Origin of the sequence: Streptomyces sp. NPDC048604, from assembly GCF_043199435.1 — a bacterium.
Taxonomy (GTDB): Bacteria; Actinomycetota; Actinomycetes; order Streptomycetales; family Streptomycetaceae; genus Streptomyces.
In genome coordinates this window covers 105398-120823 of the sequence record NZ_JBICVX010000006.1, presented here as the reverse complement: position 1 = coordinate 120823, position 15426 = coordinate 105398, and the positions used below count along the sequence as shown (strand labels likewise).

Genomic DNA, 15426 nt, shown 5'->3' with positions numbered 1-15426 from the left:
TCCTGACGAGCGAGTGGGGTCCTCACCACTGAAACCCGAGGCTCGGCGCTCCGCAAACGGTGCGGCCCGCCGGATTCCCACCGGATTCCCGCCGGATTCCCATCGGGTTTCACCGGGTTCCCCCGACCGCGCCGGGCGGTCTCTCAGCCGGTCAGCTGGGGCAGGAAGTCCTGTGGAGTGACCGCGGGGCCGTCGTCCGGCTGGAGGACCTGGACGACGTCGTCGTCGTACCAGGCGACGGGGGTGCCGACGACGCCGTAGGACTCGACGTGGGCAAGTACAGCGTGGAGCCGCCGGTCCCGGTCGTCTGTGCCGGAACGTCCAAGTCTGCCGGATTCATGCGCCGAGCTTCGCACGGCCCGGCGTGTTCCGCCCGCCTGGACGAAGCGGCCGCCGACGATGGCCGGATGAGCTCCGCGACGCCCCCGCAGTCCCCCGATCCACAGCCGTCCGGCGAACAGACCGACGGCGCGCAGCCCTCCGGCGAACCGACTGCAGACCGGCCGCAGGCCCGCGCCGCGGCGCTGCTCCGGCGCCCCGCGCTGTGGGTCCTCCCGACGGTGCTGACCGCCCTGGTCACGCTGCTGCTGTCGCTGCTCTACATGGGCGGCATCGTGAATCCGACGGACAGCCTGAGCCGGCTGCCGATCGCGCTCGTCGACGAGGACGAGGGCCGTCCGCTGCCCGGGCAGCGGGAGGACCTCGGGAAGCAGATCACCGACGCCGTCGCCGCCTCCAAGGCCACGGAGGACACCGTCGACTGGCGCCGGCTCGACCGCGCCGGGCTCGCGGACGCGCTGGCCGCCGGCAAGGTGTACGGCGCGCTGGTGGTCCCCGCGGACTTCACCGCCTCCGTCGCGGCCCTGACCACCGAGCAGGCGGACACCCGGCCGACGATCCAGGTGCTCACCAACCCGGGCGTCGGCAGCCTGGGTTCCGGCATGGCGGCGCAGATCAACACGAAGGCGGCTCGCCAGGCGTCCCTGGACATCGGCCGACAGCTCACGGCGGCCGACCGCGCCGCCGACCCGAGGACCCGGCTGCTCCTGTCCGACCCCGTGTCGGTGGCGCAGCAGGTGGGGCATCCGATCGGGGACCACAGCGGCCTCGGGCTCTCGGCGTTCTACTACGCGCTCCTGCTGGTGCTCGGCGGGTTCATCGGCGGCAACCTCATCAGCACGGGCGTCGACACCTCGCTCGGTTACATGGACAGCGAGCTCGGCCCCTGGCACACGCGCCGGCCGACGGTGCCGATCAGCCGCACCCAGACGCTCGTCCTGAAGATGGTGATGACGGCCGGTGTCTCGGTGCTCGCGGCGACGCTGGTCATGGTCGCGACGGTGACGATCCTCGGCATGGACGCCCCGCACCTGCCGATGCTGTGGCTGTTCTCGTACTGCGCGATCCTCGCGGTGGGGCTCGGCGTCCAGGCGATCAACGCGGCGTTCGGGGGCATCGGGCAGCTGGTGTCCATGTTCGTCTTCATCGCCCTGGCGCTGCCCTCGTCCGGGGCGACGGTGCCGCTGCAGGCCACCCCGGGCTTCTTCCGCTTCCTCAGCACCTTCGAGCCGATGCACCAGCTCGCCTCCGGGGTGCGGTCCATCCTGTACTTCGACGCGCGCGCCGATGCCGGTCTCGCCCGCGGCTGGATCATGATCGCGGTCGGCACGGCCGCCGCGCTGGTCTTCGGCTTCGCGATGACCCGCTACTACGACCGCAAGGGCTTGCACCGGCTGACGCCGCAGCCGGCGTGAGCGCGGCTCAGCCTGTCCGAGCGCCCGGGGCGGACCGCTCGGCGACGAGCAGGCCGAGGCCGTCCAGGATGCGGGCCAGGCCGAACTCCAGGGCCTGGTCCTGTCCGCCCTCCGCCGCGACCGAGGCGAGGGCGGCGCAGAGCGCGGGGTAGCGCTCACCGTGCGCCCGCATCACCAGCCCGAGCTGCTCGTCGAACTGGGCCTCCGGCCCGGCGGTCCCGCCCGTGGCGCGTTCCTGCTGGACGATGCCGCGCACATGGCCGGCGAGCAGGACCACCGCGTCCATCCGCTCCGCGCCGGTGAGTCCGGTGCCGTCGAGGGCGGTGAGGGCCTGTTCCATCCAGGCCAGCTCATGAGGGCCGAGGACGCGGGGTCCGACGGTGGCGTCGAGGAGCCACGGGTGCCGCCCGAAGACGCCGCCCATGGCGCGGGCCCAGTCGCCGAGCCGGTCCCGCCAGCCGGTGTGCACGTCCTGCGGGGGCGGGCCCTCGCCCAGGGCCGCCTCCACCATGAGGGCGACGAGTTCGGCCTTGCCCGGGACGTAGCGGTAGAGCGCCATCTTGGTGACGCCGACGAGCCCGGCGACGCGCTGCATGGACAGCGCGGCGAGTCCTTCGGCCTCGGCGATCTCGATGCCCGCCTGCGCGATGCGCTCCAGGCTCAGCGCCCGTTTCGGCCCGCGCGCGGGCTGCGGCTGCGGCTCCCAGAGGAGCCGTACGGCCGCGCCCGGATCGGTGCCGGGATTCCCGTCGCCCACGTCTCGCTCCCTCGTCCGCCCTTGCCAGGCACCCGTAACTGTGTCTACCGTACACAGAAGAAAACAGCGTCCGATGGACACAGTTTCACGAGGGGTGGCAGCATGTCCGGAAATACCCAGAACACTCAGAATGCCCAGAACACTCGGAGCGCTCGGCGCGTCCTGATCTCCGGTGCCGGAATCGCCGGGCCGGCGCTCGCCTACTGGCTCGGCCGGTACGGCTTCCGGCCCACCGTGGTCGAGGTCGCCCCCGGCCTGCGCCAGGGCGGCCAGGCGGTCGACTTCCGCGGCGAGACGCATCTGACCGTGCTGAAGCGCATGGGCGTGCTCGACGAACTGCGCCGCATCCAGACCGGCGGCAGCCCGATGCGCTTCGTCGACGAGCGCGGCAGGACGCTGCTGCACCTGCCGGCCGAGTTCGCCGGCGGCGAGGTCGAGGTTCTGCGCGGGGACCTGTCCCGGGTTTTCCACGACCACAGCCTCCCCTGGACCGAGTACGTCTTCGGGGACTCGGTCACCGGCCTCGACCAGACCGCCGACGCCGTGCACGTCACCTTCCGGCACGGCCCGCCGCGCACGTTCGACCTGGTCATCGGCGCGGACGGACTGCACTCCCAGGTGCGCCGGCTCGCCTTCGGGCCCGAGGAGGACTACGTCAGTCACCTCGGCCACTACGCCGCGACCTGGACCCTCCCCAACCACCTGGGCGTCGCCGCGGGCTCGGTGGGCCTCAACGCCCCGGGGCGGCTCGCGAGCGTGGGCGCCGACCACCGGGACCCGACGAGGGCGGGCGCCTTCTTCGTCTTCGCCTCGCCCCCGCTGGCGTACGACCGGCACGACGTCGAGCGGCAGAAGACCCTGATCGCCGAGGCGTTCGCGGGGCTGGGCTGGGAGGTGCCCCGGCTGCTCGACTCGCTGCGGCAGGCGCCCGAGCTGTACTTCGACTCGATCAGCCGGGCCGACGTGCCCTCCTGGTCGGCCGGGCGGGTCGCCCTCGTCGGGGACGCGGCCTGCGGCGCGACGATCGGCGGCATGGGCACCGGCACCGGAGTGGTCGCCGCGTATGTGCTGGCCGGGGAGCTGGGGCGGGCCGGCGGGGACCACCGTACGGCGTTCGCCCGGTACGAGGGCCTGCTGCGCGGCTACGCGGAGAACTGCCAGAAGGGCGGCGACCGTACGGGCATGTTCCTCGCCCCCGCCACGCGGGCCGGGCTCCGGCTCCGCAACGGCCTGCTGAAACGTCGCACCCTGATGAACCTGATGCTCAAGGAGGGCCAGAAGGTGAGCACGGTCCCGCTCCCCGACTACGGCACGGACCTCCGGCCGGTGCAGGCGGGTGCGGGCGGGGTGTGAGGCGTCCCTGAGGCCGCGCCTTTCAGCCAGGGGTTTTCAGCCGGCGGTTTTCGGCGCATCCTGGAAGACCATGCACCGTACACGCACTGCCTCCCTCGCTCTCGCCGCGCTGGCCACGGGCCTCGTCGTCGGGTGCGCCGGCGCGGGCGACGCCGGGCAGGCCGTGGACACCTCGAAGAACCCGGCCGCCTCGGCCCCGCCGAGCTCCGCGCCCGCGTCCGCGGCGCCGCCGGTCTCCGCTCCCCCGGTCGCGGCCCCCTCGCCGGAACCGACGCCGGAGCCCTCTCCCACCGTGCGGCCGCGCGCCGCCGAGCTGGACATACCGTCGATCGGGGTCCAGGACCTGCGGGTCGTCCCGTACGAGGGGACCACCGACGACCGCCCCGGCACCCGCATCCAGGACCGCGGCGTGGCCGCCAGCCCGTACGGGGAGCGGGGCGGAGTGGGTCCCGGCGACATCGGGAACTACCTGGTCACCGCTCACCGCCTCTCCGCGGGCGGCCCCCTGCGCGAGCTTCCCGACGTCGAGGTGGGCGACTCCGTCCTGGTCACCGCGGGCGACACCGTCTACGAGTACGAGATCACGGCCACCCGCGAGACGTCCTTCCGCTCCGCCGCCTCCCTGGCCGCCCAGCGCGCGGCGGTCCCGGGCGAGCCGGGCGAGAAGCCGACCAAGGCCATGATCACGCTCTCCACCTGCGCCACCCCCGAGGACAACGCCGAGGGCAACTTCTGGCGCGACGCGAACAACAACCCGGAGCACCGCATCGACAAGATCGGCGTGCTCAAGGCGACGAGGCCGGCGGCCGGGTAGCGGCGAAAACCGGAGGCGTCCGCGGCAGGCGTGGCGTACGGTCGGCATGACGTGTCCGAGACCGAGGAGACCGAAACGTGGCAGGTGACGTAGACATCTCGGGGTGAGCCCCGCGGTGCAGGCCACCGGCCGGCGCGTGAAAGACGCGCTGCCGTGGGTGGCCAGTCCCTCTCTGCCCGTTTCCCGCCCTCCGCAGTGCCGCGCGCCCCGGCTGAGCCGTGCACGGCGCGCCCTGCGACGCACCCGAGGTCTTCCACCATGTCTCAGCACTCCGGCGTCACCTGTTCCCACCTGTCCTTCGCCTGGCCGGACGACACCCCGGTCTTCACCGACCTGTCGTTCAGCGTCGGTCCCGGCCGCACCGGCCTCGTCGCACCCAACGGCGCCGGCAAGAGCACCCTCCTCCGGCTGATCGCCGGGCGACTGCGGCCGTCCGCCGGCGCGGTCACCGTGTCCGGCGTCCTCGGCCATCTCCCCCAGGACCTGCCGATCGCCGCCGCCGATTCCGCGCCGACCGTCGCCGACGTCCTCGGCATCGCCCCCGTCGTGCGCGCGATCGACGCCATCGAGTCCGGCGACGCCGACGCGCGCCACTTCGACGCCATCGGCGACGACTGGGACGTCGAGGAACGCAGCCGCGCCGAACTGGACCGGCTGGGCCTCGGCGATGTCGCCCTGGACCGCGGGACCGGCACGCTCAGCGGCGGTCAGATCGTCGCCCTCGGTCTCGCCGGGCAGCTGCTGAAGCGCCCCGACGTACTGCTGCTCGACGAGCCCACCAACAACCTCGACCGGCGCATGCGGCAGCGGCTCCACGACGTCCTGACGGACTGGCAGGGCTGTCTGCTCGTCGTCAGCCACGACCGGGAGCTGCTCGACCGGATGGACCGCATCGCCGAGCTGGACCGCGGTGAACTGCGGCTGCACGGCGGGAACTTCACTGCGTACGAGGAGTCCCTGCGGATCGGCCGGGAGGCCGCCGAGCGGGACGTCCGCGCCGCCGAGCAGGAGCTGAGGCGCGAGCAGCGGGCGCTCCGGCTGTCCCGGGAGCGGGCCGAGCGCCGCGCCGGGAACGCGGCCCGGAACCTCAAGGACGCCGGGCTGCCCCGGATCTTCGCCGGCACGATGAAGCGCGGCGCGCAGGAGGCGGCCGGCCGGTCCGGCCGGATGCACGCGTCGCGGGTCGACGGGGCGCGGGCCCGGCTCGACGAGGCCGGGCGGGCGGTCCGGGACGACCGCCGGCTCGTTCTGGAGCTGCCGGACACCGAGGTCCCGGCCGGCCGCACGCTGTTCAGTGGTACGGGCCTGGCCGCCTCGCGCGGCGGCCGGGAGCTGTTCGCGGGGGTGGACCTGGTCGTCCGGGGGCCCGAGCGCATCGCGCTGACCGGTGCGAACGGGGTGGGCAAGTCGACGCTGCTGCGTCTCGTCGGCGGGGAGCTGGAGCCGGACCGCGGCGAGATCCGGCGGGCCGAGGGTCGGGTGGTCCATCTGACGCAGCGTCTGGATCTGCTCGACCGCGAGCTGACGGTGGCTCAGAATTTGGCGATGGCCGCCCCGGAGACACCGGAGGCGGACCGGCTGAACCTCCTCGCCCGCTACCTGTTCCGCGGTGCCCGGGCGCACGTCCGGGCCGGTCTGCTGTCCGGCGGCGAGCTGCTGCGCGCCACCCTGGCCTGTGTCCTGCACGCGGAGCCCGCGCCCCGGCTGTTGCTCCTCGACGAGCCGACGAACAATCTGGACCTGGTGAGCGTCGGGCAGTTGGAGAGCGCACTCGCCGCCTACCGGGGCGCGTGCGTCGTGGTGAGCCACGACGAGCGCTTCCTGGCCGGGATCTCGGCGACCCGCCGGCTCGAACTGTGCGACGGCGGGCTGCGGGAGAGCTGACCGGTCCCGGAGATCGGCTGGAGCGGGACCGCCTCCTCTCCGTAGGCTGTGCACCGCGGAACGACTACAGGGGGTCTTGGTGGCGGGTCGGGTCCTGGCTCAGCGGTACGAACTCCGGCAGTTGCTGGGCAGAGGCGGGATGGGCGAGGTCTGGGCCGCCGACGACCGGCGCCTGCAGCGTCAGGTGGCGGTGAAGGTCATTCACGACCACGCGTCCTCGCCGGACATGCTCGAACTGTTCTTCCGCGAGGCCCGCACCGCGGGCGGGCTCTCGCACCCGGGCGTGGTGACGGTCTACGACCTGGGGCAGGAGGAGGACGGCTCGGTCTTCCTGGTGATGGAGCTGGTCTCGGGCCGGGACCTGCGCTCCGTACTCCGGCAGGACGGACCGCGCGAGCCGGCGGAGGCGGTCGACTGGACCGCGCAGGTGGCGGACGCGCTGGCCGCGACGCACACGGCGGGCGTGGTGCACCGGGACCTGAAGCCCGACAACCTGATGGTGACCCGGTCGGGCTCGGTGAAGATCCTCGACTTCGGCATCGCCCGCTACCTGTCCACGGTCACCATGGCCAGCCGCGTGATCGGCACACCCGCGTACATGCCGCCGGAGCGGCTGAAGGGGAAGACCGGCGACGGCCGGTCCGACCTGTACTCGCTCGGCTGTGTGCTGTACGAACTCCTCACCGGGCGGACCCCGTTCTCGGTCCTGGACTACCACGCACAGGTGTACGCCCACATCAGCGAGGAGCCGGAGCCGCCGAGCACGCACCGCCCGGACCTGCCCGCCGCCCTGGACCGGCTGGTGATGGACCTGCTGGCCAAGAACCCGGACCAGCGGCCCGCCTCGGCCGGGGAGCTGCGGGACCGGCTGCGCACCTGCCTCGCCCCGGGCGGCCGGCCGCGGCCGGAGCCCGGCCCCTCCTCCGCCGACCCGGCCGGCCTCGAGGCCCGCGGGCGGGCCGCGACCGCGGGCGAGCGGTGGAGCGAGGCGGCCGCGGCGTACGCCGAGCTCGCCCGGCGCCGCGAGGAGACGCTCGGCTCCGCGCACGCGGACACGGTCGACGCCCAGTACCAGCACGCCTGGACGCTCGGGAAGTCCGGCAAGCACGCGGAGGCGGTGCCGCTGCTCAACCGGTCCGTCCGGGACCTCACCCGTCTCAGAGGCGCGGAGCACGCGACCACGCTCACCGCCCGGCACCACCTGACGTGGAACCTCGGCAAGGCCGGCCGGCACGCGGAGGCGGCCCGCCAGTACGGCGAGTTCATCGACGCGTACGTGCGCGTCTGCGGCGCGGACAACAGCGACACGCTGGCCGCCCGTTACGACCGCGGCTGGAACCTCAGCAAGGCCGAACGGCACGCGGAGGCGCTGCTGCTGCTCGACGACGTCCTGCCGGACATGATCCGGGTCAAGGGCGCGGAGCACCCCGACACGCTGGCCGCCCGGCACGACCACGCCTGGAGCCTGGGCCAGACCGGCCGGCACGAGGAGGCGGCCCGGCGGTACGACGCCTTCATGGGCGCCTACATCCGGGTGCGCGGACGGGAGCACGAGGACGTGCTGTCCGCCCGCCCCGACTACGCCTGGAACCTGGGCAAGGCGGGGCGGAACGCCGAAGCGGCGCGCGAGTACGACGACTTCATCGAGGACTTCCTGCGTGTGCGCGGGCCGGAGCACCCCAAGGGCCTGATCGCCCGGCACGACTACGCCTGGAACCTCGGCAAGGCGGGGCGGCACGCGGAGGCGGCCACGGAGTACGGGGGCTTCATCGACGCGTACATCCAGATGCGCGGACCGGACCACACGGACAGTCTCGCCGCCCGCCACGACCACGGCTGGAACCTCGGCAGGTCGGGCCGGCACGCCGAGGCGGCGCGGCTCCTCGCCGCCGCCGTGCCGGACTTCGCCCGGGTGAAGGGAGCGGGGCACGCCGAGACGCTGGCCGTACGCCACGACCTCGCGTGGAACCTCGGCCAGACCGGCCGGCACGAGGAGGCGGTCCGCGAGTACGACTCGTTCATGGACGCCTACATCCGGGCGCGCGGCGCGGACCACACGGACGTCCAGGGCGCACTGCGGGAACGGGACTGGAACCGGGAGCGGCTCCCCAACAAGTCCCGTGAGGGGCGCAGTTGGTGGCGTTAGGGCGCACGCCTACCCTCAAAGGGTGCTGACCTACAACCAGTTGACGCCGTCCGAGCGGGCGTTGTGGGACGCGTTCCCCGAGGGCCGTGCCGTGGACCTGCGGTCGGGCGATCCCGGCACGGACGACCCGGCGGGCGACGCCGTGTGGCCGGAAGAGCGGTCCGTGCGGGCCGCCGTGGTGGCGGCGCTGCTGCTCGGCGCGAACGACCCGCCCTCCGGCTCGGTGCCCGCGCTGCGGCTCAGCGGGGCGCGGATCACCGGGCGGCTCGATCTGTCGGGGGCGGAGCTGGCGCACGCGCTGTCGCTGGAGGACTGCCGGCTCGACGAGGCGGTGAGCCTGGTGGGGACCACGGCGCGGAGCGTGCGGGTCCAGGGGTGCCGGCTACCGGGCCTGGACGCGCGGCTCGCCCGGTTCGACGGCTCGGTACGGCTGCAGGGCTCGGTACTCGACGGCGAGGGGCTGCTCCTCGCCAACGCCACCGTGGCCGGTGAGGTCAAACTGTCCGACGCTCGGATCTCGGGGGTGGGCGAGTGGGCCGTCATGGCGGGTGGCCTCACCACGGAGGGTGCCATGTTCGCCGAGCGGCTCACCACCGTCGGCGGGCTCCGGCTTCCCGGCGCGGCCCTGCCCCGCGGGCTGTTCCTCACCGGCGCGGCGCTCCGCAATCCCGGCGGTGCCGCGCTGGTCGCCGACCAGCTGTCCGCCTCCACCGTCGACTGTTCGGGCGGGTTCACCGCGGAGGGCACGGTACGGCTCCGCAAGGCGCGCATCGAGGACCTGCTCACCTTCGAGGGCGCCCTGCTGGAGGGCGAGTTGGTCGCCATAGCCCTGCAGGCAGGCGATCTGGACCTGCGCACTGCGGCGCCGCCCACGGGAACCGTGGACCTCACGTCCGCCCGGGTGACGTCGTACCGGGACGGTGAGGACACCTGGCCGTCGCGGATCCTCGTCGAAGGCTTCGTCTACGGCTCCCTCGACTCTGGTACGACCTTCGACCGCGGCGATCTGCATCGCAGGCTGGCGTGGATCGCGCGCCATCCCGGGTACTCCCCGCAGCCGTACGAGCAACTCGCCTTCTGGTACCGGCAGATGGGCCACGAGACGTACGCGCGCCGGGTGCTCCTGGAGAAGCAGCGCCGGCACCGCCGCACGCTGCACTTCACCGGACGGCTCTGGGGCCGGATGCTGGACACGACCGTCGGCTACGGCTTCCGGCCGTGGCTGGCCGGCCTGTGGCTGACGGCGCTGACGCTGTGCGGCACGCTCGTGTTCCGGGCGCACTCCCCCACACCGGTGAAGCCGGGCGAGGGCGCGCCGTTCCAGCCGTTCGTGTACACCCTGGACCTGCTGATCCCGTTCGGCGGGCTCGGCCACCGCACGGCCTGGTACTGGACGGACGACGTCAGCCAGTGGCTCGCGTACGCGCTGGTCGCGGCGGGGTGGGTGCTCACGACCGCCGTCGTAGCAGGCGTGACACGAATCCTGAGCCGGAACTAGTCCGCGAGGGCGGCGCGACCGGCTCGGTCGGCTCCTCCTTCCAGGGGGTCCGCCCGGCGCGCGGCGGCGGTGCGTACGGGCCGCGCTCGCCCGCCTCGGCGGCCGCGCCGAAGAAGTCGCCGCCCTTGCGCCGGAAGTCGTCGGTGCCCCAGGAGCGTCCGGGGCCGGTCAGCGGCACCTTCTGCAGATGCGGGATGTGCTTGGAGCAGTGCACGTACGCCTCGTCGACGCTGACCACGACCCACACCTCGGGGCGCCGGCCCGGCGCGGGGTCGGTCGGCAGGCCGGGGCGTTCGCGGCGCATGTCGGCGTCGGCGAGGACGCGTGCGGCGCCGTTGACGTGGAGTCCGATGCGGTCCCGGACGAAGTCGACCATGAGGATGCCGACCTGGGCGTTCTCCTCGATGTTGCCGAGGCTGGCCTGGACGCCGTTGCCCCGGTACTCGGGATAGGCGAGGGTCGTGTCGTCGAGGACGTGCAGGAAGCCGGGCGGGCCGGCGCGGAAGGTGCTGTCGCAGGAGCCGTGCCGGTCGGCGGTGGCTAGGAAGAACATCTCCTGCCGGGCGACGAACTCCCGCATCCGCGCGTTGAGCCGGTCCAGGACCTGCTCGGCGTAGAACTTGTCGGCGCGCGCGGTGGTGCCGGTGCGCAACTGCACCAGATGCTCGCCGTCGCTGCCCGGCCGGGAGCTCCGGATCGGCACGGGCCGGGCGGGCTGGGGTGGGAGGGGTGGCTGGGTGGTGGGAGCATCCATCGGTCGCCTCGCGGGACATCTCGTTCGGTCTTCGCACGGGGAGTCCGAGTGTGCCCCGATTGCCCGCTCCCAGACGGGATTCCCGCGATACGTACGTATCCGGTCCGGCCCGGTGGTATGGGTCCGGTCCGGCTTCCCGCCCGGTGGTACGGGCCCCGGCTCAGCGGACGGCCGTGACGGTCTCCTCGGTCAGCAGCGAGAGCCGGCTCGCGGTGCGGTCGACGTCGGCGGGCAGCCCGTCCCCGGTGAGGGCCTCGGCCAGCGGCGTCCGGCCGACGAGTGTGAGGGGGACGTCGCGGTCGCACAGCACGTCGACGAGGTTGGCGAACCGCTGGGCGGCGTCGCGTCCCGCGTCCGCGAGGCGGGGCAGTCCGGACACGACCCAGCGGGGGTGGGCGTCGGCGAGGGCGAGGTAGTCGCCGGTGGAGCGCGGCCGGTCGCAGAGTTCGGCGAAGTCGAACCAGACGAGGTCGTCGCGCACGGCGAGGGCCTCGACGGCGTCGTGGCCGACGGGCACGGGCCGCCGCTCCTCGGGACGCGGCGGGGCGGGGTCCGTGCCGAGGGTGTCGAGGCCGCCCTCGTGGTGGAGGTAGCGGCCGGCGGCGAAGCCGGTGCGTGCGCGCGAGGCGGCTCCGGCGGCGCGGTAGTCGGGGCCGTGGGTGAGGCCGACGACGTCGAGGGAGCGTTCGAGGAGCGCGATGGTCGGCTCGAAGAGCGGGTGGAAGACCGGGTTCGGAAGCAGCCCGGACGGCGGGTAGTTGGAGGTGGCGAGGAGCGTCGTGCCGCGGTCCATGAGCGCGCCGACGACGCGGCCGATCAGCATCGCGTCGCCCGCGTCGTGGACGTGGAACTCGTCGAAGTACAGAAACCGGCAGTCCCCGAGGAGTTCGGCCACGGCGAGCTCGCCGGCCCGCGGTTCGTCGCGGTGCCGGCCGTAGGCGGCGTCGAACCGGCGGAAGAACTCGTGGAAGTGCAGCCGGCGTTTCTCCTCGATCCGCACGCTCTCGTACAGCCTGTCGGAGAGCCAGCTCTTGCCGCGGCCGACCGAGCCCCAGAGGTAGACCCCGCGCACCGGGGCGGCCGCCGCCCGGCCGAACCAGCGCCTGCGGCCACTGTGTTCCAGCTCCTCGGCGAGCCGGGCGAGGCGTGCGGCCACCGCTCGCTGGCCGGCGTCGAGGACCAGACCGTCGCGCTGCGCCGCCTGCTCGAACCGCTCCGACATGTCGCCCCCACAGGCAGGATCACTGCACTTTCGGCACATCACATCATGTTCATGACGTCCTCTGGCACACTACGGTCACCTTGATCATTTGTGGGGACGGAATGGGGGACCCTGTGGGGGACGGCAAGCCTTGGGTGAGGACGCTCGACGACCCGGCGGCGACGCTGGAGACCGTGGGCGGCAAGGGAGCCGCGCTCGGCGAACTGGCCCGCGGGGGACTGCCGGTGCCCTCCGGCTTCCAGGTGACGACCGACGCGTACCGGGAGTTCGTCTCCGCCGCCGGTCTTACCGAGCGGATCGGCGAGGCCCTCGCCGAGGGTGAGGACGAGGCCGGGAGCCGGATCCGCGCGCTCTTCGGCGGGTCGGAGCTGCCCGACGGCCTGCGCGAGGCCGTGCTCGCCGCGTACGCCGCGCTGGGCGACGGCGCGGCGACGGTGGCCGTGCGGTCGTCGGCCACGGCGGAGGACCTGCCGGACCTGTCGTTCGCCGGCCAGCAGGACACGTACCTCAACATCCAGGGTGAGAAAGCCCTGTTGAGCGCGGTGCGGGACTGCTGGGCCTCGCTGTGGACGGACCGGGCCATCGCCTACCGGACCCGGGCCGGCATCGCCCACGAGGACGTGACGCTGGCCGTCGTCGTACAGGAGCTGGTGACCGCGGACGCGGCCGGGGTGATGTTCACCGTCGACCCGCTCGGCGGCCCGGCCGGCCGGCTCGTCGTCAACGCCGCCTGGGGCCTGGGCGAGGCCGTGGTCAGCGGCCTGGTCACGCCCGACACGGTGTACGTCGACCGGGCGGAGCTGACGGTCGCCGAGCGGATCACCGCCGCCAAGGAGGTGATGACCGTGCCGACCGCCGACGGGACCCGTGAGGAGCCCGTACCCGCCGACCGGCGCGAGGCCCCCGTCCTGAGCGACGCCGAGGCCGTCGAGCTGGCCCGGCTCGGACTGCGGATCGAGGAGCTGTACGGCGACCCCCGTGACATCGAATGGGCGCGTGAGGACGGGGAGTTCCTGATCCTGCAGGCGCGTCCCGTCACCACGGCCACCGCGCCCGCGCCCGAGGTGTGGAACGACAGCCTCGGCACGGACTCGCTGTGGACCAGCGCCAACCTCGGCGAGGCCGTGCCCGACGTGATGACGCCGGCGACCTGGTCGTTCGTCCGGCGGTTCATGGGCGAGGTCATGGTCGGGGCCACCCTGGAGGGGCGGCCGATGTACGGCAGCATCGGCGGCCGCTTCTACATGAACCTGAGTGTGACGGCGACGCTGGCGGCCGCGTTCGGGCAGGCGAAGAAGTTCGCGCAGGCCAACGAGCTGGTCTTCGGCCGGCTGCCCGAGGGCATGGAGATCCCGCTGCTGCCGGCGTCCCGCTTCCGGGTGTGGCGGGAGACGATCGCCGAGGCGTTCGCCGTCGTCAGCCGGATCCGCGCCAACGGCAAGGAACTGCCCGCGTTCCTGGAGCGCGCGCCGGAGCGCTGCGCGCAGCTCCGGGGCCGGGTGGCCAGGGCGGCCGACGCCCGGGAGTTGCGCGAGCTGTGGGACGGCGAGGTCGAGGCGTACTTCCGGCGCTGCTGCCACATGCTCCAGGCGGCCACCCGCAAGGACGGCGACACCCTCGTGAAGGTCCGCGGCACCCTGCGGGACCTGGTCGGCGAGGCGGACGCCGACCTGATGACCACGGGCCTCGGCGACGACGGCCAGCTCGCCAGCATGGGCCCGCTGCTCGGCCTGGAGCGCCTGGCCCGCGGCGACATCGACCGCGAGACGTACGCCAGGACCTACGGCCACCGGGGCCCGCACGAGTTCGAGATCTCGCTGCCCCGCCCCGCCGAGGACCCCGACTGGATCGACCGGCAGCTCGCCGCGCTCGGCACGGTCGAGGAGGACGCCGACGTCCGCCTCGTGCGGCAGTACGAGGCGCGCACCGCGGCCTGGGAGCGGTTCGGCGCGCGGCACCCCAAGCGGGTCCGGGCGATGCGGACGGAGGTGGAGCGGTGGGCCGCCTCCGCGCGGCTGCGCGAGGCCGCCCGGACCGAAGTGGCCCGCGTCTTCTGGCTGGTGCGCGACGTCGTCCTGCGGGCCGGCGAGCTGACCGGGCACGGCGAGGAGCTGTTCTTCCTGGACGCGGAGGAGATCCTGGCGGTCCTCGGCGGGGACGAGAAGCCGCTGGCCGCCGTCCCCGCGCGGCGCGCGGCGTACGACCTGTACCGCAGCCTGCCCACGTACCCGACCCTGATCCGCGGCGAGTTCGACCCGCAGACCTGGGCGGCCGACCCGGACCGGCGCGCGGACCTGTACGACGCGCAGGCCTCCGTGCCGCCGTCGGACACGGTCAGCGGCTCGCCGGCCTCCGGCGGCGTGGTCGAGGGCGTGGCGCGGGTGGTGGCGACGGTCGAGGAGGGCGAGTCGCTGCGGCCGGGCGAGATCCTGGTGACGACGGTGACCAACATCGGCTGGACGCCGCTGTTCACCCGTATCTCGGCCATCGTCACCGACGTCGGCGCGAACCTCTCGCACGCCTCCATCGTGGCCCGCGAGCTGGGCATCCCGGCCGTCGTCGGCTGCGGTAACGCGACGACCCGGATCCGCAGCGGCCAGCGCATCCGCGTGGACGGCGGCCGCGGCACGGTGGAGGTGCTGGACGCCGCGTGACCCGCGGAACCGGCCGGGCGGGCGGCCGGTTCAGGCGGCCGTCCGCTCCTCAAGCACGGGCGCGAGCAGCTCCAGGGCCTCCTCCCACCGGAACCCGCCCGCCGCCTCCTGGCCGTCCTGCGGACCACCGGAGCCGATCAGCACGCCCATCTCCCGCAGCCGGTCCAGACTCCGGGCGTAGGCGGGGTGCGCCGACAGGGCCGCGTTCGCACGCGGGAGGACGGCCGTCGGCTCGCCCTGGCCGTACGACTCGCACAGGATGGCGAGGGCGAGCGTGTCGGCGATTCCGGCAGCCCACTTGTTGATCGAGTTGAACGTGGCCGGGGCGACGGCGATCGCGTCCGCCGGGGGCAGCGGGCGGTCGTCGCCGGGAGCGCGCCACTCCGAGCGGATCGGGTGCCCGGTCTGCGCGGTCACCGCCTCGGCGTCGATGAAGGCCATGGCCTGCGGCGTCGCGACGACGGCCACCTCCCAGCCCTGCTCCTGGGCCGCCCCTATCAGCAGGCCGACGTCGTCCGCGACGCCGGCGCCGCAGACGACGACGTACAGGAATGGCTTGCGGGTGGCGGAGGCATGGTCGGTCACGCAGT

12 protein-coding genes are annotated in these 15426 nt (G+C 73.7%); 7 read left to right on the top strand and 5 right to left on the bottom strand.

All coding sequences use genetic code 11. The features are described from left to right. Positions 1-143: 143 nt before the first annotated feature. Positions 144-356, bottom strand: a complete 213-nt coding sequence (locus tag ACGFMM_RS14585; RefSeq protein WP_393646497.1) for a hypothetical protein — start codon at positions 354-356, stop codon at positions 144-146. A gap of 51 nt (positions 357-407) precedes the next feature. Here ACGFMM_RS14585 and ACGFMM_RS14580 point away from each other — a divergent pair, with 51 nt between their 5' ends. Continuing rightward, a complete protein-coding gene (locus ACGFMM_RS14580; protein WP_393646495.1) occupies positions 408-1754 on the top strand; it encodes a YhgE/Pip domain-containing protein in 1347 nt (448 codons plus the stop codon). A gap of 7 nt (positions 1755-1761) precedes the next feature. Here the strand turns inward: ACGFMM_RS14580 and ACGFMM_RS14575 are convergent, their stop codons facing one another. Further along, positions 1762-2511, bottom strand: a complete 750-nt coding sequence (locus tag ACGFMM_RS14575; RefSeq protein ID WP_393646493.1) for a TetR/AcrR family transcriptional regulator — start codon at positions 2509-2511, stop codon at positions 1762-1764. A 102-nt stretch (positions 2512-2613) separates the two neighbouring features. Here ACGFMM_RS14575 and ACGFMM_RS14570 point away from each other — a divergent pair, with 102 nt between their 5' ends. The 5 genes from ACGFMM_RS14570 to ACGFMM_RS14550 all read left to right on the top strand — a co-directional run bounded on the left by ACGFMM_RS14570 (position 2614) and on the right by ACGFMM_RS14550 (position 10206). Beyond that, entirely contained in the window at positions 2614-3864 is a 1251-nt protein-coding gene (locus tag ACGFMM_RS14570) for an FAD-dependent monooxygenase (RefSeq protein ID WP_393646491.1), read from the top strand. A 70-nt stretch (positions 3865-3934) separates the two neighbouring features. Next, on the top strand, positions 3935-4678 hold the full coding sequence (locus tag ACGFMM_RS14565) for a class E sortase (RefSeq protein ID WP_393646489.1): 744 nt from the start codon (positions 3935-3937) through the stop codon (positions 4676-4678). A gap of 258 nt (positions 4679-4936) precedes the next feature. Continuing rightward, positions 4937-6562, top strand: a complete 1626-nt coding sequence (locus tag ACGFMM_RS14560; RefSeq protein WP_393646488.1) for an ABC-F family ATP-binding cassette domain-containing protein — start codon at positions 4937-4939, stop codon at positions 6560-6562. Positions 6563-6641: 79 nt separating this feature from the next. Further along, positions 6642-8708 carry a protein kinase gene (locus ACGFMM_RS14555; RefSeq protein ID WP_393646486.1) on the top strand — a complete coding sequence of 689 codons (2067 nt, stop codon included), beginning with the start codon at positions 6642-6644 and terminating at the stop codon, positions 8706-8708. A gap of 22 nt (positions 8709-8730) precedes the next feature. After that, the gene (locus ACGFMM_RS14550) at positions 8731-10206 is read left to right on the top strand and encodes an oxidoreductase (RefSeq protein WP_393646484.1); all 1476 of its coding nucleotides are present in this window, start codon (positions 8731-8733) and stop codon (positions 10204-10206) included. Here ACGFMM_RS14550 and ACGFMM_RS14545 read toward each other — a convergent pair. Together ACGFMM_RS14545 and zapE are read right to left on the bottom strand one after the other, a co-directional pair. Further along, positions 10157-10960 carry a pyridoxamine 5'-phosphate oxidase family protein gene (locus ACGFMM_RS14545; RefSeq protein WP_393646482.1) on the bottom strand — a complete coding sequence of 268 codons (804 nt, stop codon included), beginning with the start codon at positions 10958-10960 and terminating at the stop codon, positions 10157-10159. The two genes, ACGFMM_RS14550 and ACGFMM_RS14545, sit on opposite strands and share 50 nt — an antisense overlap. Before the next feature lie 160 nt (positions 10961-11120). Beyond that, entirely contained in the window at positions 11121-12182 is a 1062-nt protein-coding gene (gene zapE / locus ACGFMM_RS14540; protein WP_393646480.1) for a cell division protein ZapE, read from the bottom strand. Positions 12183-12283: 101 nt separating this feature from the next. On the opposite strand from zapE, the gene ACGFMM_RS14535 reads away from it, so the two are divergent. Beyond that, entirely contained in the window at positions 12284-14836 is a 2553-nt protein-coding gene (locus ACGFMM_RS14535) for a PEP/pyruvate-binding domain-containing protein (protein WP_393646478.1), read from the top strand. A 30-nt stretch (positions 14837-14866) separates the two neighbouring features. Here the strand turns inward: ACGFMM_RS14535 and ACGFMM_RS14530 are convergent, their stop codons facing one another. Continuing rightward, positions 14867-15421: a flavoprotein gene (locus ACGFMM_RS14530; RefSeq protein WP_393646476.1), complete on the bottom strand. Its 555-nt coding sequence runs from the start codon at positions 15419-15421 to the stop codon at positions 14867-14869. Positions 15422-15426: the final 5 nt, after the last annotated feature.